This is a genomic window from Bradyrhizobium sp. STM 3557 (genome assembly GCF_045571465.1).
In the GTDB taxonomy this organism is placed as follows: domain Bacteria; phylum Pseudomonadota; class Alphaproteobacteria; order Rhizobiales; family Xanthobacteraceae; genus Bradyrhizobium.
This window is the reverse complement of record NZ_CP120697.1, coordinates 5,433,080-5,457,820: the sequence shown is the minus strand read 5'-3', so window position 1 is coordinate 5,457,820 and position 24,741 is coordinate 5,433,080. Positions and strand designations below refer to the sequence as shown.

At 63.1% G+C, this 24,741-nt stretch carries 25 protein-coding genes, 1 tRNA gene and 1 pseudogene; 18 read left to right on the top strand and 9 right to left on the bottom strand.

What is annotated here, in order from left to right; translation table 11 throughout:
* Window positions 1-48: 48 nt before the first annotated feature.
* A complete protein-coding gene (locus P6U24_RS25045; RefSeq protein ID WP_407155144.1) occupies window positions 49-447 on the top strand; it encodes a nuclear transport factor 2 family protein in 399 nt (132 codons plus the stop codon).
* Between the two features lie 115 nt (window positions 448-562).
* Here the strand turns inward: P6U24_RS25045 and P6U24_RS25040 are convergent, their stop codons facing one another.
* The 8 genes and pseudogenes from P6U24_RS25040 to P6U24_RS25005 form a co-directional block, all read right to left on the bottom strand.
* Window positions 563-868, bottom strand: coding sequence for a hypothetical protein (locus tag P6U24_RS25040; protein ID WP_407155143.1), 306 nt, complete (start codon window positions 866-868; stop codon window positions 563-565).
* Window positions 869-941: 73 nt separating this feature from the next.
* The gene (locus P6U24_RS25035) at window positions 942-1,220 is read right to left on the bottom strand and encodes a hypothetical protein (protein WP_407155142.1); all 279 of its coding nucleotides are present in this window, start codon (window positions 1,218-1,220) and stop codon (window positions 942-944) included.
* Window positions 1,221-2,643: 1,423 nt separating this feature from the next.
* Window positions 2,644-2,823 carry a hypothetical protein gene (locus P6U24_RS25030; RefSeq protein WP_407155141.1) on the bottom strand — a complete coding sequence of 60 codons (180 nt, stop codon included), beginning with the start codon at window positions 2,821-2,823 and terminating at the stop codon, window positions 2,644-2,646.
* Window positions 2,824-3,946: 1,123 nt separating this feature from the next.
* On the bottom strand, window positions 3,947-4,678 hold the full coding sequence (locus tag P6U24_RS25025) for an SOS response-associated peptidase (RefSeq protein WP_407155140.1): 732 nt from the start codon (window positions 4,676-4,678) through the stop codon (window positions 3,947-3,949).
* Between the two features lie 4 nt (window positions 4,679-4,682).
* A pseudogene (locus P6U24_RS25020) lies at window positions 4,683-5,097 on the bottom strand (hypothetical protein).
* A gap of 102 nt (window positions 5,098-5,199) precedes the next feature.
* Complete coding sequence (locus P6U24_RS25015) at window positions 5,200-5,490, bottom strand: hypothetical protein (protein ID WP_407155139.1); 291 nt, start codon at window positions 5,488-5,490, stop codon at window positions 5,200-5,202.
* A gap of 117 nt (window positions 5,491-5,607) precedes the next feature.
* A complete protein-coding gene (locus P6U24_RS25010; RefSeq protein ID WP_407155138.1) occupies window positions 5,608-6,009 on the bottom strand; it encodes a helix-turn-helix domain-containing protein in 402 nt (133 codons plus the stop codon).
* A gap of 385 nt (window positions 6,010-6,394) precedes the next feature.
* Complete coding sequence (locus P6U24_RS25005; protein ID WP_407155137.1) at window positions 6,395-7,192, bottom strand: DeoR/GlpR family DNA-binding transcription regulator; 798 nt, start codon at window positions 7,190-7,192, stop codon at window positions 6,395-6,397.
* A 254-nt stretch (window positions 7,193-7,446) separates the two neighbouring features.
* On the opposite strand from P6U24_RS25005, the gene deoC reads away from it, so the two are divergent.
* The 11 genes from deoC to P6U24_RS24950 all read left to right on the top strand — a co-directional run bounded on the left by deoC (window position 7,447) and on the right by P6U24_RS24950 (window position 19,086).
* The gene (gene deoC, locus P6U24_RS25000; RefSeq protein ID WP_407160574.1) at window positions 7,447-8,460 is read left to right on the top strand and encodes a deoxyribose-phosphate aldolase; all 1,014 of its coding nucleotides are present in this window, start codon (window positions 7,447-7,449) and stop codon (window positions 8,458-8,460) included.
* Between the two features lie 10 nt (window positions 8,461-8,470).
* The gene (locus tag P6U24_RS24995; RefSeq protein WP_407155136.1) at window positions 8,471-10,855 is read left to right on the top strand and encodes an aldehyde dehydrogenase family protein; all 2,385 of its coding nucleotides are present in this window, start codon (window positions 8,471-8,473) and stop codon (window positions 10,853-10,855) included.
* 67 nt (window positions 10,856-10,922) lie between these two features.
* Window positions 10,923-11,387: an RbsD/FucU family protein gene (locus P6U24_RS24990; RefSeq protein ID WP_407155135.1), complete on the top strand. Its 465-nt coding sequence runs from the start codon at window positions 10,923-10,925 to the stop codon at window positions 11,385-11,387.
* Window positions 11,384-12,316 (top strand): ribokinase, encoded by a 933-nt coding sequence (rbsK, locus tag P6U24_RS24985; RefSeq protein ID WP_407155134.1) that lies wholly within the window; start codon window positions 11,384-11,386, stop codon window positions 12,314-12,316. Before P6U24_RS24990 ends, rbsK begins: the two co-directional genes overlap by 4 nt.
* Entirely contained in the window at window positions 12,313-13,188 is an 876-nt protein-coding gene (locus P6U24_RS24980) for a carbohydrate ABC transporter permease (protein WP_407155133.1), read from the top strand. Before rbsK ends, P6U24_RS24980 begins: the two co-directional genes overlap by 4 nt.
* On the top strand, window positions 13,185-14,222 hold the full coding sequence (locus tag P6U24_RS24975) for a carbohydrate ABC transporter permease (protein ID WP_407155132.1): 1,038 nt from the start codon (window positions 13,185-13,187) through the stop codon (window positions 14,220-14,222). The genes P6U24_RS24980 and P6U24_RS24975 overlap by 4 nt, the downstream gene beginning before the upstream one ends.
* A 59-nt stretch (window positions 14,223-14,281) precedes the next feature.
* On the top strand, window positions 14,282-15,721 hold the full coding sequence (locus P6U24_RS24970) for an extracellular solute-binding protein (protein ID WP_407160573.1): 1,440 nt from the start codon (window positions 14,282-14,284) through the stop codon (window positions 15,719-15,721).
* A gap of 66 nt (window positions 15,722-15,787) precedes the next feature.
* Window positions 15,788-16,894, top strand: a complete 1,107-nt coding sequence (locus P6U24_RS24965) for an ABC transporter ATP-binding protein (protein WP_407155131.1) — start codon at window positions 15,788-15,790, stop codon at window positions 16,892-16,894.
* A gap of 176 nt (window positions 16,895-17,070) precedes the next feature.
* Window positions 17,071-17,889, top strand: a complete 819-nt coding sequence (locus P6U24_RS24960; RefSeq protein WP_407155130.1) for a hypothetical protein — start codon at window positions 17,071-17,073, stop codon at window positions 17,887-17,889.
* A 154-nt stretch (window positions 17,890-18,043) separates the two neighbouring features.
* A complete protein-coding gene (locus tag P6U24_RS24955) occupies window positions 18,044-18,628 on the top strand; it encodes a TMEM175 family protein (RefSeq protein ID WP_407155129.1) in 585 nt (194 codons plus the stop codon).
* Between the two features lie 384 nt (window positions 18,629-19,012).
* Window positions 19,013-19,086 (top strand) — tRNA-Gly (locus P6U24_RS24950).
* A gap of 1,083 nt (window positions 19,087-20,169) precedes the next feature.
* Here P6U24_RS24950 and P6U24_RS24945 read toward each other — a convergent pair.
* Entirely contained in the window at window positions 20,170-20,472 is a 303-nt protein-coding gene (locus P6U24_RS24945; RefSeq protein WP_407155128.1) for a hypothetical protein, read from the bottom strand.
* A 396-nt stretch (window positions 20,473-20,868) separates the two neighbouring features.
* Between P6U24_RS24945 and P6U24_RS24940 the strand changes: the two genes are divergently transcribed.
* The 6 genes from P6U24_RS24940 to P6U24_RS24915 all read left to right on the top strand — a co-directional run bounded on the left by P6U24_RS24940 (window position 20,869) and on the right by P6U24_RS24915 (window position 24,732).
* Window positions 20,869-21,345 carry a helix-turn-helix domain-containing protein gene (locus P6U24_RS24940; protein ID WP_407155127.1) on the top strand — a complete coding sequence of 159 codons (477 nt, stop codon included), beginning with the start codon at window positions 20,869-20,871 and terminating at the stop codon, window positions 21,343-21,345.
* 129 nt (window positions 21,346-21,474) lie between these two features.
* Window positions 21,475-21,828, top strand: coding sequence for an ArsR/SmtB family transcription factor (locus tag P6U24_RS24935; protein WP_407155126.1), 354 nt, complete (start codon window positions 21,475-21,477; stop codon window positions 21,826-21,828).
* Window positions 21,829-21,839: 11 nt separating this feature from the next.
* Complete coding sequence (locus P6U24_RS24930; RefSeq protein WP_407155125.1) at window positions 21,840-22,310, top strand: ArsI/CadI family heavy metal resistance metalloenzyme; 471 nt, start codon at window positions 21,840-21,842, stop codon at window positions 22,308-22,310.
* Between the two features lie 16 nt (window positions 22,311-22,326).
* Window positions 22,327-22,737 carry an arsenate reductase (glutaredoxin) gene (arsC, locus tag P6U24_RS24925; RefSeq protein ID WP_407155124.1) on the top strand — a complete coding sequence of 137 codons (411 nt, stop codon included), beginning with the start codon at window positions 22,327-22,329 and terminating at the stop codon, window positions 22,735-22,737.
* On the top strand, window positions 22,737-23,393 hold the full coding sequence (locus tag P6U24_RS24920; protein WP_407155123.1) for an aquaporin: 657 nt from the start codon (window positions 22,737-22,739) through the stop codon (window positions 23,391-23,393). Before arsC ends, P6U24_RS24920 begins: the two co-directional genes overlap by 1 nt.
* A 268-nt stretch (window positions 23,394-23,661) precedes the next feature.
* Window positions 23,662-24,732, top strand: a complete 1,071-nt coding sequence (locus P6U24_RS24915) for a hypothetical protein (protein WP_407155122.1) — start codon at window positions 23,662-23,664, stop codon at window positions 24,730-24,732.
* Window positions 24,733-24,741: the final 9 nt, after the last annotated feature.

Genomic DNA, 24,741 nt, shown 5'->3' with positions numbered 1-24,741 from the left:
AAGGGCTGATGATGAGCGCCACGCTCTCGAAACCAGAAGGAGATGAACATGATCACCGAAGAGTACGTCCAAAAAATTTTCAAGGGTCTGGAGCGCGGGGACGGGGCGAGCTTTTTCGATCACGTAGACGATAAGGTCGACTGGATCGTCGAAGGGACGCATCCGCTGGCTGGTCACTACAAGTCGAAATCTGATTTCCTCGCCGGCACGTTTGCGAAGCTCGGAGAGGTTCTACCCAATGGGGCTCAACTCATCGTTGAGCATTTGCTCGTGAAGGATGATCAAGCCGTCGTGGAACTCCATTCCTTGGCGACGGCGAGGAACGGATTCAGGTTCGATAACAGATACTGCTGGGTGGTCCATTTTGCTGGCAACACCATAGATAGAGTGAGGGCATATCTAGACTCGATGATGGTCGTGCGACTGTTCGAGGAAAACCCGATCTAAGTGCCGCAGTGGCGCAGCTGAGGCGGCCTTCGCGATAGGTCAGCCTTCCGGCCGCTCTACGTACGGTGCCTGGGGTAGCGTCCGGCACCTCCTCCATCTTAGCCGTCGGGCGGTCCTATCGGCCATGACCTTGCAGGAATGCCTGCAAAGACTCCGGTACGTCGTCTCGACCGCCGCAGCGCTGCCGCAGCTCACGGGCGATCTCCTCGGTCACGTCGCGCGACCAGCCGGCAGTGATGTTGAAGGCGACGATGCGGACCGGATTACCATATTGCCCCTCCATCAAGTGCCGCATCAGAACCGCGCGCTCGGTATCTTGCTCTGCCGCCTCGCACCAGGCGCGGCCTAGCTCGCCGAAATCGTCCAGCACAAGATAGATGTCGCGCTCCGAGGTCTCGGGCACAATCGAAGGTGAGCCCATACGCAATTACTCCGCACAATACTAATCATAAGAAACTAATCAGCTGTGCTGCGAATTGCGAATCGAATCTGCTCTAGCGCCTGGGCTCGAGTGGTTTGCGGCGCTTGGTGACCTTGCGCACCGCTGCGGCGCGGATCCGCCCGAAAGCCTGATCAAAGGTTTCGGTCGTCCTATCCGGCAACCTGTCGGCGAGGTCAGGCATGAACCGTTCGACGATCTCGCGCGTGTTGCCCTCGATCCATTCAATGTTGTCGAACTCGGTGATCTTGTCGTGCAGCGTGCGGAAGTCATCATCCGTCATCGGGCAGCCATCAGGGCGCATTGGTAGTTGCTTAGGGCGGATGCGCTTCATCGACGCGCTCTGAAAATCGGCCCCGCGCAACGCGCGGGGCCTAGTTCAACGCTGTTTGTCCCCTGGTTGCACGGGGCAGAAGGCTGACGTCGCGCGATTACATTCGTTCCTAACGCGCCCAGCCAAGCGAACAGGTCTTTGCCCGGTCCGTGAGGCGGTAATAGGTGCCGCTCTCATCACTTGGCCGAAAGGGGCGCCAACAATGCACCCTAGAAAACAGAGCCAAGGGAGGCGGCCTTACTCTCGGCTCGCGGTCCACGTTTGCTCGCCACACGCGCACATGTATATGCGAAGAATGGTCCCCTGTCGGGGGTCTAGCATCCTCGTTAAGAGCTTCGGCTGAGCGCCACAACGATCGCACTTGATGCTTGGTGCACTTGACAGTGGAATAATTGTTTCCCCGGTATCGACTGGCATGGGCTTACTCCGAGCAGGCGGGAGCGCAGTAGCGTCTCTCTGTCACCGATGGACGCCCATAGCCGCGCGGTAATGACACCCCTCTAAACCCGAGGCCACAGGAACGGAAAGTAGGATGCTTCTAAATTAGTTGTTGGAGCTTGTGAGAACACATTGGCTACCACTTATAGCCGCAAAGCTGACGTTTTTTCAGTTCGGGGCGGCTGCTTGCAGGCGGCGCATTTCGAGACATTTGCTGTTGCGACGATCGGCCCCGTGCGGATGCTGGGGGCAGGGGACCGCACAGGGCCTTACGCGCGCGCTGCCCCGTGGGGGCGGGGCAGTAAGCAGACGCTTCGGATTTAGTTTAGTTCCTACGGCGTGGCGATCAACGAAGGTCTGTGCCCGAGGGCGTTAAGCGTGATATGTGCCGCTCTCATGCTTCCACTGCCAGGCGTTCTCTAAGTCGCCAGCGCGCCGCTCGGCCCAGCGAGAGCCGGCCCATCACCAGACGCGCGCATCCGACGACGGGCCGTCCCGGGTGGATGGCAGGAAGCTGGAGTCGAGCTATCCAGCCACAGACCAGTATTTCAAACAGTAGACCTGCAATTCGTTCCTGTCGGCGGACATCACCGCTGCTGACGTGATCTGCGGCTTAGTTCCTTCGGATCGGCGCACAAAGAAACCCGTGCACGCAGGGTATGATGCACGGCGTTAAGGGCGACTGCCCCTTATGTGGTCGGGGCGAGCTGGCGACGCTCCACCGATCAATTCGTTCCTAAGTGGTGTAGTTATCCGTCCGCGATTTTGGTCGCTGTGGATGCCAAACTCTCGGCAACGGGATACGCAGGAGCGCCTCCGACACCTGAAGTCGCTCATACGACCGTTACAGCATCTTTTTTGTGTGCTCGGCGCCGCGTCGGGTGCGCTCACGCACGGGCTCGACGTGTTGTTCGATCCACTCTTGCAGATTGACAGCCATCCCGAAGAACTCCGGGCTCAACTGCCTCCGAGCGTTTAACACAGATTAGAGCGGCGCGTCCTGCCGCTCGGCCCAGGTCAGGTGGCCGCAGTCGCTGCAGGCATAGACCCGCACCTGCCGGTTCGCTTTGGGATCGAAGATCGGAGTGACCGCCAGCCGCGCCGACGTCCCACAGCACTCGCAGGTTAGAGGGCTTGGAGTTGTTCTAACGGTGTCTTCGGGCATTTACTTGAGATGCAGAGCTCAAGCAGACGTTCCTATTGATACGGCCTGGGCATTTTCGTTCCCTCTCCAGGCCCAACAGCTCACGGCCCCGACCGAAATCGTCCCCCAGCCGCCAACGATCATGCGTCGTCCGCATTGCAAAGCCGCAATTTTTGGCTTTGTTGGCGCGGCACTCCAATTGACTGCCACTTTTTCCCGATGCATCATTTTTCCATCACCGCCGCCCAGACGGCCCTATCGGCGCCTGAGAGACCGCTCCCGCTTCTCCAAAAAGGAGCACAACATGCCGATCAAGCGCCTGCTGGACCAAAGCAACTTCACGCTAGAACAGCGGCACGTTCTTGAGTTGGCGTTTAGCCACGTCCTTCGTAAGTTGGAGTTTGGTGGACCGCAACGATCCAGTTTGCGAGATCGTTGCGCGGAAGGTCATCGAGATCGGCGCAAGCGGAGCTAATGATGCCGCAGCCATCGCGGAAATGGCGTTGAGGCAGCTCTCTCCAGATTGTTCCTTCTGAAAAAGGTTTAGGTGCCGCAGCCGGGGTGATGGCTGCGCAGCATTAGCGCTGCGGTTGGGCTGGAGGCATCCGTCGACTTTTTACGTGCCCGTGCGGCCACTACGGTGCGATGCCTCGCCGTCGAACCAAAGACCTGTCTCGTGATTGAATCCAGGCCTTCGGTAAGGCCCGCGATGGTTGGATTTTGTTGGTCATCGGAGGCAAAGTCCTAACGAAGTTGCTTCAATCCCTCTTCGATCGCTCGCAGATCATCATAGATGTGTTTTAGAGCGTGGCGTGGATCGATGCTGGCCGCGGAGTGTTTTTCCAGCAACTGGCGCCGAAGTTCTCTCATATTCTCTAGCGCTCGCCGGTTCTTCATACGTACATGAGCAGAAACGAGTGGTTCAATGGTGGACGGCATTGGGGCCCCAAAAAGAAAGCATGCATACCCTGGTTGCCGAAGTGTCCCGAAACCGCTTTGTTCCGACAATCTCATATGATAACCGCTGATTGGTGCGGACGTGATCGAGGAGACCATCGACGAATTGGAAGGGCAGCTTTTGGTCGAGAGCCGCCTCGACCGCATCCGACGTCGGCGTCTCGTTACACCTGCAAAGCCGCGTCGGTCAGTTCACCGCTGGATCTTCTTTTTCGCCGCGCGCAACGATCTTGAGAGCGTCATCCGGCAGCGGCCGCTGTAACGCCTTCGCTTCATCCCATGGCGCACGCATCCAGACGTCGTACTCTTCCGCGGTCGTGAGGATCACCGGCACGGCCTTCGGGTGGATCGGCGCGACGATCGCGTTCGGCTCGGTGGTCAGGAAGCCATAGACGTCGATCGAGACCTCACCTTCCTTCGCCTTGCGAACAGAAGTCCAAGGCGTCCACAGGCCGGCAAAGGCGAGTAGCGGACGATCGTCGCCGGCGGCAAACCAGATCGGCACCTTCTTGCCCTCGATCGTGTCATATTCGCTGAATGAGGTGAACGGGACCAGGCAGCGATTGGCGGGGTCGAGCCAACGCTTCCAATGCGCGCTGCTGACGTTGCGAATGTTGGTGGTGCCGCTGTCGGGCTCGAGGCGCAGCAGCTCCTTGAAATCGACCGGCTTGCCTTTGGCCTCGAGCTTTTGCACCCGCTTCCTGGTCGCGTCCATCAGCGCCGTCTGCGACGATGGCATGCCCCAGCGGGCCATCACCAGCTCGCGGCCGTCCTCGCCATTACGCACGATCGGCGCCGGGTAGTCCGGGAAGATGCCGGGCAGGGAAGGCAGGTTGCCGGTGCGGTCGTGGCTCGGGTCGACGCTGAACAACCGACGGATCGCATCGGCGTTCTTGGTCATGGAATAGAGATTGCACATCGGCTCAGCGCTCCCCCGGCCACCAGTCGGACGGAGGATCCTTGGCCGAGATCTTGGTCGAACGCAGCGCGACGAGTGCGCTACGCTTATAGGGATAGCCGCGCAGACGCGAGCAATCCTTGCAGCGCATGGAGCGCTCGAGCTCGTGGATCGGCGTTGTCTTCGGCCGGCGGATGATATCGAGGGCGACGGTCTGGTTGGTGTCGCAGCCGTGGCAGTGAACCTCCAGATACCCGAAGCCCGCGTTCAGCGCGTCGCCGATCGTCGGCGACGGGCTGCGCCGGCCCCTTGTAACCGACCATACGCTGCGTCCAGGCGATGCAGGCGAGCTTGTCGGCTTCCTTGCGCGCATGGGCAGCGCGCTCCGCTGCGACGCGGATCGAGGCTCCATAGATGCGCTCGCGAGACTTCGTACTCATGGCGCATGATTCCGAAATTCCGCAGCAAAGGGAAGCCGCTACTCCTAGAGACTGGAACCTGGCAAGCCACAAGGTGTCTGCTAATTGCCTTCGCGGCTCCCATCATGACGACCCGGCCGCTTTCACGACGGCGATGATCTCGCCTGGCATCAGCGACGCACATCCTTCCTCGCAGGGATTGCGGTGGCGCCAAGCGGTGGCGAAGCGTGTCTCGGGGTAAAGCAGCTGCAGAACCTTGGTGAGCTCGGCAAGCTGCAAGGCGACGCGCTGCTCCGGCGTCTCCGCCAGCAGCAGCGAGATTGGCAGAGTCGCTCCGGCGGCGGTGAGGCCGAAGGCGCGGAGGAATTGGCGGCGGGGGACAATGAGGGCAGGGGGAGCAGAAAAGCATTCCATGGCGCACGCTGACTGGTTGTGATTGGCGCTTCAATCGCGCGCAGGTAACCTGCAACCGTCCTCACTTCTTTGCCATCGTGGAAGGTGTCCATTTTGGACACTGCTGTTGATAAGCGCCTACTCTTTGGTTGACGCCGACATTCGCTCAAGCTCATCGGCATGCCCGCGGATCAACGCGGCTATTGCATCGAGGTCGGCGCGTTCCATCTGCGTTAGCTTGTGAAGCGGCGTGCGCCAGGTCAGGCCGCGCCGTTCGATGTCCCCAAGTCGCTCCAGTGCGGCAAGTCGACGCAGCACCGTGGTTCGCGGCAGGCCGACCTCCTTGGCGATCCTCGACGCCGTCATCTCGCGCTCCTCGACCATGCCGAGGTAGACCGTCATCGTGATGAGGTGATCGGCGATCTCGACGCCGAACCGCGTTTCGCCCGGTCGGGACAGCAGGCTTAGGCGACGCGTCAGCTCGATCCAAAGGTGGGTGATGACGTGCAGGCGCGATCGCAAAGAGGCCAGTCCAGGCATTCCGGCAGAGCCCGAATTTCTAGACGACCGATGCGGATTCGTGGCGCAATTCGCGGAGAGCCAGATCGTTCTCCGGTCGCCTGGTGCTTACCGAGACGGGTGCCGGCTTTGCGCTGCGCCGCCCCATATCGCCAAGGCTAAGCCATTGATTCGACTAGATCGGGCGATAACTGTAAATCAGCCGCCTCATGGCTTCGCAGGTTCGAGTCCTGCCTCCCCCACCAAAACTGCTTATCATGGCAGGATCGACCGCCTCATCCGATCATCCCGCCGTCGCATCGCGTGGCCAATATCATCCACCATTTGCTCACGATGAGCCGCGAACCTTGCGTGCTACGCAGCTAAGGCTCGGCGTAAGGCACCGGCGGTCCAGAGCGGTGAGCTGCTATCGCTCGCGGCTCGCGTACTCCACCGGCAGATGCTTGAACAGCTTGCGCAGCTCGCGCGTTGCGGCGCCGCCGACGACAATCCTGGAGAAGGCGTCGAGCTCGGCGAAGAAGGCGGGCTTAAGGCTGTCGAGCTTGCTGGCATCGACCACCAGGATGCTTTCGACCGCGGTTGCGATCGCCGCCTGCTTGATGGCGGTCTCGTGAAAGTTCGAGCAGCTCGCCCCGCGGACAGCGTGCACGCCGCCGGCCGAGATGAACGCCTTGTTGATGCCGAGCTTGCGTAAATAGGCGAGGCCTTCCTCCGACGAGAAGGATTGCGAGGAGGGGTGATAGAGCCCGCCCATCAGCATCACCTGCGTCGCCGGACGCCGGGTCACGAGCGCCGCGACATTCATCGAGTAGCAGATCACGGAGAGCGGCAATCCCTCGGGGAGGACTTCCGCGAGCGACTGCATCGTGGTGCCGCAGTCGATGAAGATGGTGTCGCCATCCTGCAATGACGCCACCGCCGCACGGCAGGCGAGGCGCTTGTCCTGGGTGTGCTGATCGATCTCCTGCTCGATCGTGTACTTCGCCGCACTTGGCGAGGTCGCATTCACGACATGGCCGCCGAGGCAGACCAGCGCCGCATCGGATGCAGCAAGATCGCGCCGCACCGTCATCTCCGAGACATTCAGCAGTTGGGCTGCATCCTTCAGATGCAGCGCGCCGTTCTCGGCGATGGCGCGGCGCAGCCGCTGCAGGCGCTGGGCGCGCGCGTCGCGCTGGGCTGCGCCGGTGGGGATGTCGACCATGCTGTTCAATAACCCTGCATTCGGCCCGGTTGACAATAGCGTCACATGGTGTGAAAAATCCAACAAGAAGACGTTGTAACTTTAACAAAGAGACGAGCCAGCGGAAATGGCTCGCGTTGGGAGGCATGATGCATTGCGGCAAATTCAGCCGCTGCCCTGTCCTCTCGGGAGGATGCCGATGTTGCGATCCGAACATCCAATGATCCGTGCGGCCCGCTGAGCGGAGGCAGCGTTCGATGTCGCAGAGTGCGCCGATGCCGGAGCCATCCCGCTTGCCGTTGCGCGGACGCGAGCGGCAGGCGGCCGTCGAGACCGCCGCGGTCGCGCGCAACGCGGGCCACGCGCTGGAGCTGGATTGGGTCGACGATATCAGGGTGAACCTCTCCGCCGTCGAGCGCCGGGTCGCCAGCCTGCCGGGCCGGCGCAGCGTGAAGAACGAGGCGCAGGCGGCGTGGCTCCTCAAGGCCATCACCTGCATCGACCTGACGACCCTCAGCGGCGATGACACCGCAGGGCGCGTCAGGCGTCTTTGCGCCAAGGCCAAGATGCCGGTGCGATCGGATCTTCTCGACGCGCTCGGCTTTGCCGGCCGCAAGCTGCACACGGGTGCGGTCTGCGTTTACCACCGCTTCGTGGCGACCGCGGTCGAGGCACTCGAGGGCTCCGGCATTCCGGTCGCGGCTGTCTCCACAGGCTTTCCCGCTGGCCTGGTGCCGCACGATGTCAAGCTCAGGGAGATCGAAGCTTCGGTGAAGGATGGCGCGAAGGAGATCGATATCGTCATCACCCGCGAGCATGTGCTGACCGGCGAGTGGCGTGCGCTCTATCAGGAGGTGAAGGATTTCCGTGCCGCCTGCGGCCACGCGCATCTGAAGACGATCCTCGCCTCCGGCGACCTGAAGACACTGCGGAGCGTCGCCAAGGCCTCGATGGTCTGCATGATGGCGGGCGCCGACTTCATCAAGACCTCGACCGGCAAGGAGGGCGTCAACGCAACGCTGCCGGTGTCGCTGGTGATGTTGCGGATGATCCGGGACTATCAGGAGCGCACCGGCTTCAAGATCGGCTTCAAGCCGGCCGGTGGCATATCCACGGCCAAGGACGTGCTCAATTATCAGATCCTGATGAAGGAGGAACTCGGGCGCGACTGGCTGGAGCCGCAGCTGTTCCGCATCGGCGCATCGAGCCTGCTCGCCGATATCGAGCGCCAGCTCGAGCATCACGTCACCGGTCGTTACTCGGCCTTCAACCGTCATCCCCTGGCATGAGGACGAGGCCGTGAGCGTCGCGCAATATTTCGAGACCATGGATTACGGCCCGGCGCCGGAAGCGGACGCCGAGGCGCGGGCGTGGCTTGCCAGGCACGAGGCGCGCTTCGGCCATTTCATCAACGGTGCGTTCGCAGCGCCCGCGGACGGCAAGCATTTCACGACCTCCGAGCCGGCCACCGGAAAGGCGCTGGCCAAGGTCGCGCATGGCTCCGCGGCCGATATCGATGCGGCGGTTGCCGCTGCACGCAAGGCGCAGCCGCAATGGCTGAAGCTCGGCGGTCACGGCCGGGCGCGGCATCTCTATGCGCTGGCGCGGATGCTGCAGCGCCACGCGCGGCTGTTCGCAGTGCTGGAGGCGATCGACAACGGCAAGCCGCTGCGCGAGACCCGTGATCTCGATGTTCCACTCGCGGCGCGGCACTTCCTGCATCATGCCGGCTGGGCGCAGCTGCAGGAGCGCGAGTTCGCGGGCTACGCGCCGCTCGGCGTGATCGGCCAGATCATCCCTTGGAATTTCCCACTGCTGATGCTGGCATGGAAGATCGCGCCGGCGCTGGCGATGGGCAACACCGTGGTGCTGAAGCCCGCAGAGTTCACCTCGCTCACCGCGCTCCTGTTTGCCGAGCTTGCCGCACAGGCTGGCCTGCCGCCGGGCGTGCTCAACGTCGTCACCGGCGATGGTGCGACCGGTGCAGCTCTGGTCGATCACAACGGTGTCGACAAGATTGCCTTCACCGGATCGACGGAGGTTGGCCGGCTGATCCGGCAGGCCACCGCCGGCACCGGAAAGTCGCTGACCCTGGAGCTTGGCGGCAAGTCGCCCTTCATCGTTTTCGAGGATGCCGACCTCGACGCTGCGGTCGAGGGCGTGGTCGACGCCATCTTCTTCAACCAGGGTCAGGTGTGCTGTGCCGGCTCGCGGCTGCTGGTGCAGGAGGGGATCGCCGAGAGCTTCCGCCAGCGCCTGGTGCGCCGGATGGAGAGCTTGCGCGTCGGGCCGCCGCTCGACAAGGCGATCGATATGGGTGCGATCGTCGATCCCGTTCAGCTCGCGCGCATCACGTCGCTCGTCGAGACCGGCGTGAAGGAGGGCGCGCGGAAATATCAGTCGCCCTGCGCGCTGCCGCAGCACGGCTGCTTCTATCCGCCGACCCTGCTCTGGGACGTGCAGCCCACAGCGACGGTTGCGATCGAGGAACTCTTCGGCCCCGTGCTGGTGGCGATGACGTTCCGCACTCCGGACGAGGCGGTGATGCTCGCCAACAACACGCGCTATGGCCTCGCGGCGAGCGTGTGGAGCGAGACCATCGGGCGCGCGCTCGATATCGCGCCAAGACTTCTGGCCGGCGTGGTCTGGATCAACGCCACCAACCTGTTCGATGCCGGCGTCGGCTTCGGCGGCTATCGCGAATCCGGCTTCGGCCGCGAGGGCGGCCGCGAAGGTATTTTCGAGTATCTCAAGCCGGTTGCCTGGAGCGGGCGCAAGCCGCGCGCGGCCCAGCCGGCGCTTACCGACGTCGATGAGCGCGCAGGCTTCGAACTGCCGCCGATCGATCGCACGCCAAAGCTCTTCATCGGCGGCAAGCAAATGCGGCCCGACGGCAATTATTCGCGCGCAGTGTTGTCACCGAAGGGCAAGCATCTCGGCGAGGTCGGCGAGGGCAACCGCAAGGACATTCGCAACGCCGTGGCTGCGGCGCGGGCGGCCGAAGCCTGGGGCCGGGCAACCGCGCATAGCCGTGCCCAGATCCTCTATTACCTCGCGGAGAACCTGTCCGCGCGCGCGGATGAATTTGCCGCACGCGTCGCAGCAATGACGGGTCTTGCGAGTACGAAAGCAAAGGCGGAGGTCGATGCCGCCATCGCGCGTCTGTTCAGCTACGGCGCCTGGGCCGACAAATATGACGGCGCGGTGCACACGCCGCCGCTGCGCGGCGTCGCGCTCGCCATGCACGAGCCGATTGGCGTCGTCGGCGTCGCCTGTCCCGACGAGGCGCCGCTGCTCGCGCTCGTCAGCCTGGTGGCACCCTTGATCGCAATGGGCAACCGCGTCGTCGTGATCCCGAGCGAGCGGTATCCTCTGGTGGCGACCGATCTCTACCAGGTGCTGGAAACATCGGACGTGCCGGCGGGCGCCATCAATATCGTCACCGGCAGGCGCGATGCCCTGGTCAAGGTGCTGGCCGAGCACGACGATGTCGATGCACTCTGGGTGTTCGGCTCCAAGGAAACCTCCGCAATGGCAGAGCGGCTGTCGATCGGCAATCTCAAGCGCACCCTGGTCGATCACGGGCTGCTGACAGACTGGTACGATGCCGCGGCCGCCGAAGGCCCGATCCTGCTGCGCCACGCGGTGCAGGTGAAGAACATCTGGATTCCCTATGGCGATTAGCGACGCGACAGGACGACCCGAGAGCCGCTAAGGTCAGGGTCAATCAAGAACACAGAAGGGAGGGACCATGCTGAAAACCATCGACCCGCTGCTCAATGCCGATGTGCTCTACGCGCTGCGCGCGATGGGCCATGGCGACCGCCTGGTGATCTGCGACACCAATTTCCCGGCCGACTCGATCGCGCGCCAGACGGTGTTCGGCGAGCTGCTCCGCATCGACAATGTCAGCGCAGCGCGCGCCATCCAGGCGGTGCTGTCGGTCATGCCGCTCGACACGTTCGTCGATGATGCCGCTGTCAGGATGGAGATCGTCGGCGCGCCGACTGAGGTGCCTCCGGTGCAGCAGGAGGTGCAGGCGGTGATCGATCGCGCCGAGGGCAAGTCCTGGCCGCTGGTCGGCGTCGAGCGCCATGCCTTCTATGAGCGGGCCAAGAGCGCCTATTGCGTGATCGCGACCGGCGAGCGTCGCTTCTACGGCTGCTTCCTGTTCACCAAGGGCGTGATCCCGCCGGATGGAGTGGAGTCGCGATGAGCCAGCAGGGCGTCGCCATTCTCGGCGTGTTCGTGGCCGACCTGGCATTTCGCGCATCGCGCCTGCCTGGGATCGGCGAGACCATCATCGGCTCCGGCTTTGCGGTCGGGCCGGGCGGCAAGGGCTCGAACCAGGCCGTGGCGGCGGCGCGCGCAGGCGCAGCCGTCAGCTTCATCTCGCGGATCGGCAGGGACACTTTCGCCGAGCTCGCGCTCAAGACCTGGGCGGCGGAAGGCATCGTGCCGCGGGTGACGCAGGTGGAGACGCCGACCGGTGCGGCGTTCATCTATGTGCATGAGACCAGTGGCGACAACGCCATCATCATCGCGCCAGGGGCGGCCGGCAGCATCTGCGTGGCCGATGTCGATGCGGCTGATGATGCGATCCGCTCCGCCAAGGTGTTCGTCACCCAGCTGGAGCAGCCGGTCGATGCGGCAAAGCACGCGCTCACAATCGCGCGCGAGGCCGGTGGCATCACCGTGTTCAATCCTGCGCCGGCGGTGCCGTTCGACGACGCGCTCTATGTGCTCTGCGACTACATCGTGCCGAACGAGACCGAGGCCGAAGCGCTCACCGGCATCGCGGTGTCTGATCTCGCCGCCGCGCGCCGAGCCGGGGACGCACTTCTCACCAAGGGCGCGCTGACGGCTGTCATCACGCTCGGCGAACGCGGTGCGCTGTTTCATGCTCGCGACCGCTCGGTGCACGTGCCGCCCTTCGCGGCTGGCAAGGTGGTCGAGACCACCGGCGCCGGCGATGCCTTTGTCGGCGGCTTTGCGGCCGCGCTCGCGGAGGGCGCCGATCCGCTCGACGCCGCACGCTTCGGCTCGGCCGCGGCCGGCATCTCGGTGACGCGGCCGGGCACCGCGCCGTCGATGCCGCACCGCGCCGAGATTGGGGCGCTGCTCAAGGAGAGCGCCTTGTCATGATGCGGAACGATCCGATCAAGCACGTGTTCATCTGGCCGGCGGTGCTCGTCGTGCTCGCGATCTCGATCTTTCCGCTGATCTACTCCCTGACGACGAGCTTCCTGAGCTACCGACTGATCCCGCCGATGCCGCCGCGCGTGGTCTGGCTCGGCAATTATGTGCAGCTCCTGCAGGAGCCACGCTTCTGGAATGCGATCCTGACAACGACGCTGATCGCGGTCATCGCGGTCGGCCTGCAATATGTGATCGGCTTCTCGGTGGCGCTGGCGCTGAATGCACGCATTCCCGGTGAGCAGCTGTTCCGCGTCGCCTTCCTGCTGCCGATGCTGCTGGCGCCGGTCGCGGTCGCGCTGGTCGCGCGCATGATGTTCAATCCGACCATGGGGCCGCTCAACCAGTTGCTCAGCCAGTTCGGCCTGGTCAATCTGCCGTTCCTCACCAACGGCCGTTGGGCGCTCGCCTGCATCATCGCCGTCGAGGTCTGGCAGTGGACGCCGTTCGTCATCCTGATGCTGCTCGCCGGGCTGCAAACCCTGCCGGAGGATGTCTATGAGGCGGCCGAGCTGGAGAATGCCAGCAACTGGCAGCAGTTCTGGGGCATCACCTTTCCGATGATGCTGCCAATCTCGGCGGCCGTGGTCTTCATCCGCCTGATCGAGAGCTACAAGATCATGGACACCGTGTTCGTGATGACCGGCGGCGGGCCGGGCGTCGACACCGAGACGCTGACACTGTTTGCCTATCAGGAGGGCTTCAAGAAGTTCAATCTCGGCTACACGTCGGCGCTGAGCTTCTTGTTCCTGATCGCCATCACCATCATCGGCGTCACCTATCTTGCGCTGCTGCGGCCGCATCTGGAGAAACGCCGATGAGCACGAAAAACGTGAGAGGCCTGTCGCCCTGGTCCCGCCGTTTCATTGCGCTCGGCTGCCTCGCCTGGTGCCTGATCACGATCTTTCCGCTCTATTGGGTGGTCGTCACCGCGTTCAAGACGCCGCCGGGCGTGGTCGGCGGCCCGACCTACATCCCCTTCGTCGACTTCACGCCGACCCTGCAACCCTTCATCGATCTCTATGAGGGCATCCGCGGCGCGTTCTTCCACACCTTCCTGAACTCGACCATGGTCGGCCTCTCGGCAGCGCTGATCGCGACCGCGATCGGAGCGATGGCTGCTTACGCGCTGGCGCGGTTCGAATTCAAGGTGCGGTTGGGTGCGGGCCTTGTGTTCTTCGCGATCGCGCTCGGCGGCTATCTCGCTTTCAACACCTATCTCGGCCTGACCCGGCCACAGGCGCTGCTGTCGGCATTTCCGCTGGCGCTGCTCCTGTCCATCGTCGCCAATCGCGTGCCGCTGCCGGGACCGATCCTCGGCAATGAAGACATTCTGTTCTGGTTCGTCAGCCAGCGCATGTTCCCGCCGATCGTCACGGCCTTCGCGCTCTATCTGCTCTACAGCGAGATCGGCCGGCTCGGCTTCCAGCTGATCGACAGCTTCGTCGGCCTGACGCTCTGCTACATCGCCTTCTCGCTGCCGATCGTGGTCTGGCTGATGCGCGACTTCTTCGAGGCGCTGCCGATCGAGGTCGAGGAGGCGGCGATGGTCGACAATGTGCCGAGCTGGCGCATCTTCCTCGGCATCGTGGTGCCGATGTCGATAAACGGCTTGATCGCGACATTCATGATCACGCTCGCCTTTGTCTGGAATGAATTCCTGTTCGCGCTGTTTCTGACCAATTCACGCTGGCAGACGCTGCCGATCCTGGTCGCGGGCCAGAACAGCCAGCGGGGCGACGAATGGTGGGCGATCTCGGCGGCCGCGCTGGTTGCCATCGTCCCGATGATGGTGATGGCAGCGCTGCTCAGCCGCATGATGCGGTCCGGCATGCTGCTCGGTGCAATCAAGTAGACCACCAAAGAAGAAGCCTATTGGAGGGAGAGTACACCATGCTGAGACGAACATTCCTGATGCTCGCGACGTCGCTGGCCACCGCTTGCGTGGTCGGTCAGGCAGAGGCCGCGTGCAGCCCGGACTATTCGGGCGTGACGCTGACGGTCGCGACCCAGACCGGACCTTACATTGCGTCCGCGCTGAAGCTTGGCGCCGACGAATGGAGCAAGAAGACCTGCGGCAAGGTCAATGTCGTCGAATTCCCCTGGTCGGAGCTCTATCCGAAGATCGCGACCTCGCTGACCTCGGGCGATGCCACCTTCGACATGGTGAGCTTCGCACCGGCCTGGCTGCCGGACTTCGTGCCGTATCTCACGGAGATGCCAAAGGACATGCAGTCCGGCAAGGACTGGGACGACATCGAGCCGGCCTATCGCGAGCGGCTGATGGTGTGGGAAGGCAAGATCTATTCGCAGTCGATGGACGGCGACGTCCACACCTATACCTATCGCAAGGATCTGTTCGACGATCCCAAGGAGAAGGAAGCCTTCAAGGCCAAGTATGGCTACGACCTCGCCCCACCGAAAACCTGGAAGCAGTATCTCGACATCGCCGAGTACTTCCAGCGGCCGGACAAGGGGCTGTGGGGCACGGCGGAAGCGTTCCGCCGCGGCGGCCAGCAGTTCTGGTTCTTCTTCAGCCATGCCGCCGCCTACACCAATAACCCGAACTATCCGGGCGCGATGTTCTTCGATCCGGAGACGATGGACGCGCAGATCAACAATCCCGGCTGGGTGAAGGGGCTCGAGGAATATATCCGCGCCTCCAAGCTCGGGCCGCCGAATGCGCTGAACTTCTCGTTCGGCGAGGTCAATGCGGCGGTGGCCGGCGGCCAGGTCGCGGAATCGATCGGCTGGGGCGACACCGGCGTCATCGCGGCCGATCCGAAACAGTCGAAGATCGCGGGCAAGGTTGGCTCGGCCGTCCTGCCCGGCTCGGACGAGATCTGGAACGCCAAGACCAAGAAATGGGACAAGTTCCCTGAGGTGTTGCCGGGGCCGTTCATGGCGTTCGGCGGCTGGCAGATCGCGGTGCCGAAGTCCAGCAAGAGCCAGCAGGCGGCGTGGGACTACGTCAAGACGTTGACCAGTCCCGAGGTTTCCGGCCAGGCCGCGATCACCGGCGGCACCGGCGTCAACCCGTACCGCAAGTCGCACACCGCGAACAAGGAGCTGTGGAGCAAGATCTTCACGCCGGAGGAAGCCAAGGAATATCTCGGCGCCCAGGCGGATTCGATCAACGCCAAGAACGTCGCGCTCGACATGCGTCTGCCCGGCTACTTCTCCTACACCGAGGTGGTGGAGATCGAGCTCGGCAAGGCGCTGGCCGGCCAGACCACGCCGCAAGCCGCGCTCGATGCGATGGCCAAGGAGTGGAACAGGCTGACCGACGAGTTCGGCCGCGACAAGCAGCTCGCCGCCTATCGCGCGGCGATGGGCCTGCCGCCGAAGAAGTGATGTGAGCATGAAGGATCCCGGATGGCGCGCGCCATCCGGGAATGCGCGAGAGATAGAAAGCGTGACATGGCCGACGTCCAGATCGACAACGTCTCCAAAGCCTACGGGTCGTACAAGATCATCGAGGGACTAGACCTCAGCGTTGCGGATGAGGAGTTCGTCGTACTGGTCGGCCCAAGCGGCTGCGGCAAGACCACGACCTTGCGGATGATCGCGGGGCTGGAGACGGTGACCTCCGGCACGATCCGGATCGGTCGGCGCGACGTCACGGATCTGCGGCCCGGCCTGCGCAATTGCGCGATGGTGTTCCAGAACTACGCGCTCTATCCGCACATGAGCGTCGCCGAGAACATCGGCTATGGCATGAAGGTGCGCGGCGAGTCGCGGGCGCATGTCGAGAAGGCGGTCAAGGAGGTCGCGCGCGTGCTCGACCTGGAGCCCTATCTCGACCGGCGGCCGAAGCAGCTCTCGGGCGGCCAGCGCCAGCGCGTCGCGATCGGCCGTGCCATCGTGCGCAGCCCGGACGTGTTCCTGTTCGACGAGCCGCTGTCCAATCTCGACGCCAAGCTCCGGATCGAGATGCGCACCGAGATCAAGGCGCTGCATCGCCGCCTCGCCAAGACCATCGTCTATGTCACCCACGACCAGGTGGAGGCCATGACGATGGCCGACCGCGTCGTGGTGATGAACAAGGGACGGATCGAGCAGGCCGCCGATCCGATCACGCTCTATGAGAAGCCGCGCAACCTGTTCGTTGCCGGCTTCATCGGCGCGCCCAGCATGAACTTCATCGAGGGCGAGATCGCTGCCCGCGACGGCGGGCTGGTGTTCACGGAAGCCTCGGGCACGGCGCTTAGCTTGCCGAAAAGCCGCGAGCAGGCCTACGTGCCCATGATCGGCAAGCCGGTCATTCTCGGCGTGCGCCCCGATCACATCCTGCGCCAAGGCGCATCTCAAGGCGCATTGGCGGGCTCGACCATCCGCCTGATCGTGAAGGACGTCGAGCCGCTGGGACCGCATACGCTGGTGATCGGCTCGGTCGGCCGCTTTCCTTTCACCGCGCAGATGCCGGTCGGTGTCGCGGCCGAGCCTGACCGGCCGTTCGACGTCGCGCTCGATCTCGATCGTGCGCATCTGTTCGACAAGGCGAGCGGGCAGGTGATCGCGGTGTGAGGTGACCGCCGGTGCACGCGGCGGGTCTTAGTTCGGGCAGAGCGGCGGGCGTGGTGCGGAAAAGGCACAATCGGAGCTGATGTCAGCGGAGTCCGCGATCGCGCCCGCTTTTGCCCACAGAGTGGCCCCAATGCCGTGATGGCCTTTTTATCAGGGAGTTAGTTAGGGGCTGCGTCATGCGTAGAGTGAGTTGGAAGCCCGGCCGAGCCGGTGTCGTCTGCGGATTTTTTCTATTTCAGGTTGTGTTCGGCGCGGCCTTTGCGCAGAGCGGGGACACGCCCGCGGCCGCGGCTCCGCCAGTTGCGGCGGATGCAGCCAAGGACACGGGACCGTTCGGCGGTTGCGAGCCGATCGGCATGACCGCCTCTGGCGAGTTGGTGTTCCCGCTGGAATGCAAGCACAAGATCAAGCTGCCGGCAGCACCGGTGGCGAGTGAGGAGCAGGCGCCGGGCGCCGACGATAAGCCGGCGACCGCTGCCGAGGCCAAGCCGGCCGCGCCGGAGGACAAGCCCGTCGTGATGCCTGAGAAGACCGCCGTCGCGGACAAGCCCGCGATCGAGACCAAGGCCGCTGCCGTGGAGGACAAGCCCGTCGCGGCTGCGGCCGAGCTGAAGCCCGCCCCAGCGCAGGAGACGCTGACAGCGACCGATAAGACGCCGGCAGCCGCCGAGCACAAACCTGTCGAGGCGAAGGCAGACCAGCCCAATGCGGTGGAGAAGGCCACCAGCGATACGCCTGCGAAGCGCGCAGGCCGACACGCTGCCAAGACAACCGCTGCCAACACGACCGCCGCCAAGCCGGCCGCTGCCGGCAAGCCTGCCAAGCAGGTCGTTGCCGTCGCCAAGCCGATCCAGGCGAATGCAGCGTCAGCCCATGCCGCGGAGCCGCCGGCGGTGCGGACCGCGGGCCTGCCAGCCTGCATGCATTATCGCAGCTATAATGCGACCACGAAGAGCTATCTCGGCTTCGATGGCCACAAATATGCTTGCCGCTGATATGGAAGAGCGCGCATCCGGTCCGGCGCAGGCCGGCCGGGACGTCGCGGGAATGCTGGCCGGGGGACGAAGTCTGCTATAAGGCGCGGAGCATTCACCCACTGATTGCGCGGGAGATCGGCGTGCTGCGCACGTCATCCCGCCATGCCGCGAGATGACCGAGCCAGATCCCGACCTGTTCGAGATGCGCCGGCTGGAGTCGCTGTCCAACACCATCTTCGGTGTGGCGATGACGCTGCTGGCCTACGACCTGCCCAAGGCCAATTTCCAGGCGCTGCCGAACTGGACCGACCTGTTTCATCTCTATTCCGGACGGCTCGGCAGCCTCGCGCTAAGCTTCATCATCGCCGGCGTGTTCTGGATCAGCCACAATCGGCGGCTGGCGCGACAGCCGTTCGGCTCACGTGGCGTCGTGATCCTCAACCTGTTCTTTCTGCTGTCGATCATCCTGCTGCCGGTCACCAACGGGCTGTACGGCAATTACGCCATGAGCAAAGCGGTCGCCGTGCTCTATGGCTGCCATCTCACCATCATCGGTGCGCTGAATGCCTGGTTGTGGTGGCTGACCGCGCGGGACGGGCGCTATCGGGAAATCGTCGGCGCGATCTTTCCGCTCCTGGTGTTCATTCCGGGCACGGCGGTCGCTGCAGTCGACCCGCATTACGCGCCTTACATCTGGATGCTCGGCTTCGGCGGGCTGCTGGCGCGGCGGTTCATCCGTGCCGACGCGCCGGCCTGAACCCCGCCCGCCTCATGGACGAAAAACGCGGCGTGCTTGCCGCCCGCCGCGCTCCGATCTTGAAACTCGCTGGTCCAGGGCCGAGACCGCCCCGTCTGCCGAGCCGCTACTTTAACTCAGCGGGCGATCCCAGCGAGGTGACAGCGCTTCGATTGAGACACTGGATCACCTCCTTTCGTTGTTGATGGGACACCCAATATAGGTCCGTCCCAGCATCTCGTTAAGGGGCGGATTTCACGAAACTTTTGCCGCGGAAACCGACGTTCCATCCGGTCAGGGGAGAGGAGGTGTTCCGGCAGGGGATTACGCCAACCGGGACGGTTGAGACCGTCAGCGCGCCGTGTTAGGGGAACGTCTCCGGACCGCCACGCGCGGGTCGCGGACGCGGGTGTAGCTCAATGGTAGAGCAGCAGCCTTCCAAGCTGAATACGAGGGTTCGATTCCCTTCACCCGCTCCAAGCATTTCAATTTGCTAGATACATCAAATCCCATTCCGACGGATCGGACTGAAGTCGTTCCGGCAGATGATCCCGCTGCGGTCGCGCCCCCCATACAGCAGGTGCAGGGGACGTGACGCGGCGGGCGCTTCGGCGGAAACACCGCTGTCGCCGGAGCGCCCTGACGCCGGCCACATCGGGGGTCAAGGCCACAGCCATGCAATACCTCGGCCGTGAGCCATCCGAGAACGCCGAGCAACGGCAAGACAAAGAGGAATAGAAAGGCGAGAATGCCTGCCCCTTGTCCGCCTCCGTCTGCGCTCGCCATCGAGAGCGAGAGCAGGGAGCCCGGAAGGCTCATCGCAACAACCGACGTGATCGTCGCCAGTCGAAGCGATTTCTCAGACGACGGCTCTTTGATCAACGCGTCCCGCGCGAATCCGTGCAGCCAGAGAAATGGCCAAAATATTAATGCCAGAAAAACGGGAATGACGAGCAGCGAAAGCGGATTGGGGCCGCCACGAACAGGCACATCGAGGGTGAATAGGCTCACCACAAACCAGATCGGGGCGAGAACCGATGGCCCAACGCAGAGAACGAGATAGGCGACCAGCGGAATGTACAGCCAGTGCCATTGGAGTGGCTCGTTGTGCTGACCTTCGGACATCGACCAACCAACCTGGCACCTCTCTCGAGTTTACAATCTTATGATAGATCTCTCCCGTAGAATTCCGGACTCCATTTTCGGAACGGGGTGTTCTACTATGGGAACACCGGCGGGATTTGAGCACGAGTTTTTAGTTAGTCGGGATCGGACCGTAGAGCTGGGTTGGCGCTCTGCGGTCTTTTCCCGTGATAGCGTCGCCAACGGGAGCACCGGCACGACGAACCCGAACTGGTGATCGCGGGTCCGAAGTTGGCCCATTGAAGCTCCTATCGAGCCCGTCGCTTCCCCGTCGTTTCGGCCCTTTCGGCAACAGTCCGCACCCAATGGTGAGGCGCTCATCGCCGAGTCGAGGCTCGTGATCACGAGCTGCTTCCACATTTGATTCCGACGTTCGGGGTTGCGCATCGCGCTGGGGCGACGATGCCGGCGCAGCGCTGTCACTGGCAAATGCCGATCTTGTCCGGCTCATCGATAACCACGCGCACGGCCTTGTCGCTGCCGACGATGACGACATGGATCGGCATCTTGATCGGGCCGCCCTCATAGTTCCGCGCCAGTATGTCTGGTTCGACCCCATCGTTGATGCGCATCACCATCAAACTGTGATTATGGCTGATGAGGCACATGATCAACGGAAGCTCCATACCTCGATCATCGATGCACTGATCGAGTATCTTGGTGAGAACCTCAAGGAGGTTTGCCACTGCCGTCCTCCCCCTTGCCTTAACGACGATGACCAAGCCGTGCCGTGCCGCGCCCTCGCGTGATCTGGATCAACACGCCATCGGCAAGATGAGCGCTATCGCCCTTGGCAGCGGGCCGATCGATGGATCGTTCGTGAGATGGAATTGCGCTCCAGACATGACAGCAATGCATCGCCAGACTCCGCAAAACAGTTTGAGAGCGCGTGACAAGACGCGAAGCTGAAAGTCAGCGAACGAAAAGCGCGGCGATCACCAATACGACCCCGAGAAGTCCGAGGCTGATCACGCCGGCTGTAAAAGCCAAGTTGTTTTCGTAAGTCTGTCTGAACCATCGATGCATGAAATTGCGCCTACTGACTAACATCGCTCACGTTTACAGCGAAAGCATGCACCCGTTAAACACAATCGCAAGCAAAAACAAAGGTGGCGAAAATGGCCAGAGAAACACCAGATAATTCAGACGCGGCATTGGCGAAGCGTCCCAGGCAATCGGCGATCGTCGGCAAATTGATGGTGGCATGCTTCATGGCGATGCGTAGTGGTTACCCTCGCAAGCACCTCGGTGCCGTGTTTGAAGAATTGCTGGTGGGCATGACGATTCGCGTGAGCGATGAGCTGCGCGCGCCGCCGCGCTCGGCCTCCGACATCTCCAAATATCTCGGGCTTCCACGCTCCAACGTTCGGCGCTGCCTCGACGCGCTGATCGAACAAGGCGTGCTGCGCAAGGTGGATGAACACGGCTATACGGGCGAACTGGATTGGCTCGCCTCGCGGATTGAGGCGGAGTACTTTCTCAAAATTCGGGACGCGATTATCACCGCTGCCGACGAACTGAAGGCGCTTGAGGAGCCGCTTGTTGATCGGCGCTTGCTTTGGCCCGGTGCAGGTGCCGCGGCGCAACCAGAGTGACCACCACCATCACCGGACGGCTTTCTCCCATCTCGCGTGACGAGCGCGCGAACGTGAATGAACCGTCGGTCCGGCCGCTCGAGCCGATCGATATTGACAGGCTCGCGTCATTTCGATAATCGTTGTAATATGGAAAAGACGGACGCCATCGCAGCGCTCGCGGCGCTCGCCCAGGACAACCGCCTCGACGTGTTCCGCCTGCTGGTGCAGGCAGGACCCGAGGGGATGTCCGCGGGCGCGATTGCCGAGGCCCTCGAACTGGCGCCCAACACCCTGACCTTCCATTTCGACCGGCTCCGGATGGCCGGTCTCGCCACCGTCCGACGCGAGGGGCGGTCGATGATCTACGCCGCGCAGTTCGAGACGATGAACGCGTTGCTCGGCTTCCTGACCGAAAATTGCTGTGGCGGGTTGCCATGCGCTCCGGCCGCAGGGTGCAAGCCCGCCAAACCCGCGCGGAAACGCGCCAAAGTGCCAGCCTGAAAGGACACGCCATGAAGCGCCTGCATGTGCATGTTTCCGTCGAGGACATTCCGCAATCGATCGGGTTCTACTCCGCCTTGTTCGCCGCCGAGCCTTCCGTGGTGAAATCCGACTATGCCAAATGGATGCTCGAGGACCCTCGCGTGAACTTCGCAATCTCGACGCGGGGGCGAGAGCCAGGACTCGATCATCTCGGCATACAGGTCGAGACCGCCGACGAACTGCATGAGGTCTATGCGCGCCTCCGCCAGGCCGGCGGCAACGTCATCGAGCAGGGCCAGACGACGTGCTGCTACGCCAGGTCCGAAAAATCCTGGATCGACGATCCCGCCGGAATCGCCTGGGAGACCTTCCACACGACCGGCGAGAGCACCGATTACGGCGACGGGTCAGGCGAGAACCGTGCGCGGGTCGCGCATGAAAGGCAATCCGCCTGCTGCACCTCGTCGGCGGTGCCGAAACAGTCCTCTGCATGTTGCTGAGGTTGAGGGCGGCCCAATGGACGTGATCATCTATCACAATCCCGATTGCGGCACCTCGCGCAACACGCTGGCCATGATCCGGCATGCCGGCATCGAGCCGGATGTGATCGAGTATCTGAAGTCGCCGCCCGCACGGGCGCTGCTGCGGCAGCTTGTTGCGCGCATGGGAATCTCCGTGCGCGACCTGCTGCGTGAGAAGGGCACGCCTTATCAGGAACTTGGGCTGGGCAATGAAGCGCTGACCGAGGACCAGCTTCTCGACGCGATGATGGCGCATCCTATCCTGATCAACAGGCCGATCGTGGTTACGCCGAAAGGCGTAAGACTTTGCCGTCCGTCCGAACTGGTCTTGGATCTCCTGCCAGCGCAAAGCGGCGAGTTCGTCAAGGAAGACGGCGAGTGCGTCCAGCTGGACCGCGACGCCTGATGCCGAGTCTTGCGCAGCGTGCCTTTGCCGAATGGCTCGGGACGGCGTTTCTTCTCGCTGCCGTGGTCGGCTCCGGAATCATGGCCGAAAAGCTTGCCGGCGGCAACGTGGCGCTGGCGCTGTTGTGCAACACGATCTCGACCGGTGCCATCCTCGTCGTGCTGATCCTGATATTCGGTCCGGTGTCAGGCGCCCATTTCAACCCGGCGGTGACGTTGGCGTTCGCTCTGCGCAACCGCACCGCCTGGGCGGATGCTGCGATCTACGTGGCCGCGCAGGTCGCTGGCGCGATCGTCGGTGTATGGATTGCTCACCTGATGTTCGAGCTCTCTGTCTGGCAGGTTTCTCTCACGCAGCGTCATGGTGCTGGGCAGTGGCTCGCCGAGGCGGTGGCGACGTTCGGTCTGCTGGCGACGATCTTCGGAGTTGCTGCGCGCACACCGGGCGCTATTCCCTACGCTGTGGGACTCTATATCACGTCGGCCTACTGGTTCACGGCATCGACCTCGTTTGCCAATCCCGCGGTGACGATCGCTCGATCGTTGTCCGACACCTTCGCCGGCATCGCTCCGCATGGCGTGGCCGCGTTCATTGCCGCCCAACTCGTCGGGCCGGCTCTCGCGATTCCGCTCGCGCGCTGGCTTTGGCGACCTTAAGCCGTTGCCGGAGCTCCGCAATGCTCAAGCGTAGGCCGCGCAGCGGGATAGCTGAAGGGTTCGACAGGAGCGTTTGATTTCGATTTCAGGCCAAATTGAGCTCGCCCTCGGGCGATCGGACGAAATTCACGACCTGCAAGTTTTGCAAATTCGAATTGCAAGTCGCGAACAGATGTCGTCGTTATGATTGGGAGCAGGTGCCTGGGGCGGCGGCGTCAGCCGGTCGGCAGGTGCGGGGGCGTCCTGAGTGCCCGTGGGAGGCGTAGCCATGAGGGAGAACACGCGTGCAGCGGCCGGCACGTCGGCTTGGGCGCGAAGGGATCACGTCCGCGTCTTCTACTCCGGCCATAGCCTCAGCGAAGCAATTCCAGATGTCGTCGAGCAGATTGCGGACTCTCTTGGAGATCGCCTGGATTTCGAGACGCAGGTCTTGGGTTATTCGCTCCTGCGTCAGCGGACCAAAGGGGAGGTGGCTTCGGCGTCCGAGTGGACCGGCTATTGTGCCGGCCAGAACCGCGAAGGCGCTGGGCTTGATGTCGCCGAAGAACTGCGCCAGCCCCGGCGACTGGCGCCCGGCGACAAGTATGATGTTCTCGTCGTCACCGAGCGTCACGATCTCCCCGCCATCGCGCGCAAGGAGCGTACCGTATTGTATCTGACCGACATGGCCAAACACCTGCTGGCAGGAAACCCCGAGGCAGAGGTGTTCCTCTATCATAGTTGGCTCGGTCTGAATCCCGATGCGCCATGGCCCTGGATCGACTACGAGCGGGCGGTATTGCCGATGTGGGAATGCATCGCCAGCCGCGCAAACCTCGACCTTCCCCCGCGCGGCGATGTCCCGCGGGTTCGCGTGCTGCCGGGTGGTGGCGCACTCGCGGAGCTGACCGCCGCGTTGTGGGATGGCAAGGTGCCGGGCGTGGCGGCCAGCACCCCGGGTGAGCGCGTGCGCCTGCTCTTTTCCGATCATGTGCATTTGAGCGAGGCCGGCCGTTACTTCATGGCGCTGGTGCACTATGCGGTCCTGTTCGGCCGCAGCCCTGAGGGGGCGGCAATCCCGGCTGCATTATTGCCGGAGACAGGCCGGCATATGCAAACGCTTGCCTGGCAATATGCTGCCTCGAACGGCGAGCGCGCGAATGCCGCCGTGCGCCGTGACATGGCAAGTTGCAGGGCACTGATGCAGAAGGGCGTCTGTCCGGCCTATGCGGCGTTTCGGCAAAGAAGAGGCGTACCGGTTCTCTCGACAGTCAAGCGCCTGTTCGACACTTATTCCTGTCGGCGCGCCTATGCCGATGCGCGTGACCCCGACAATCCGTTTGCTTCACCGGGGGAATGATGGGTGAGC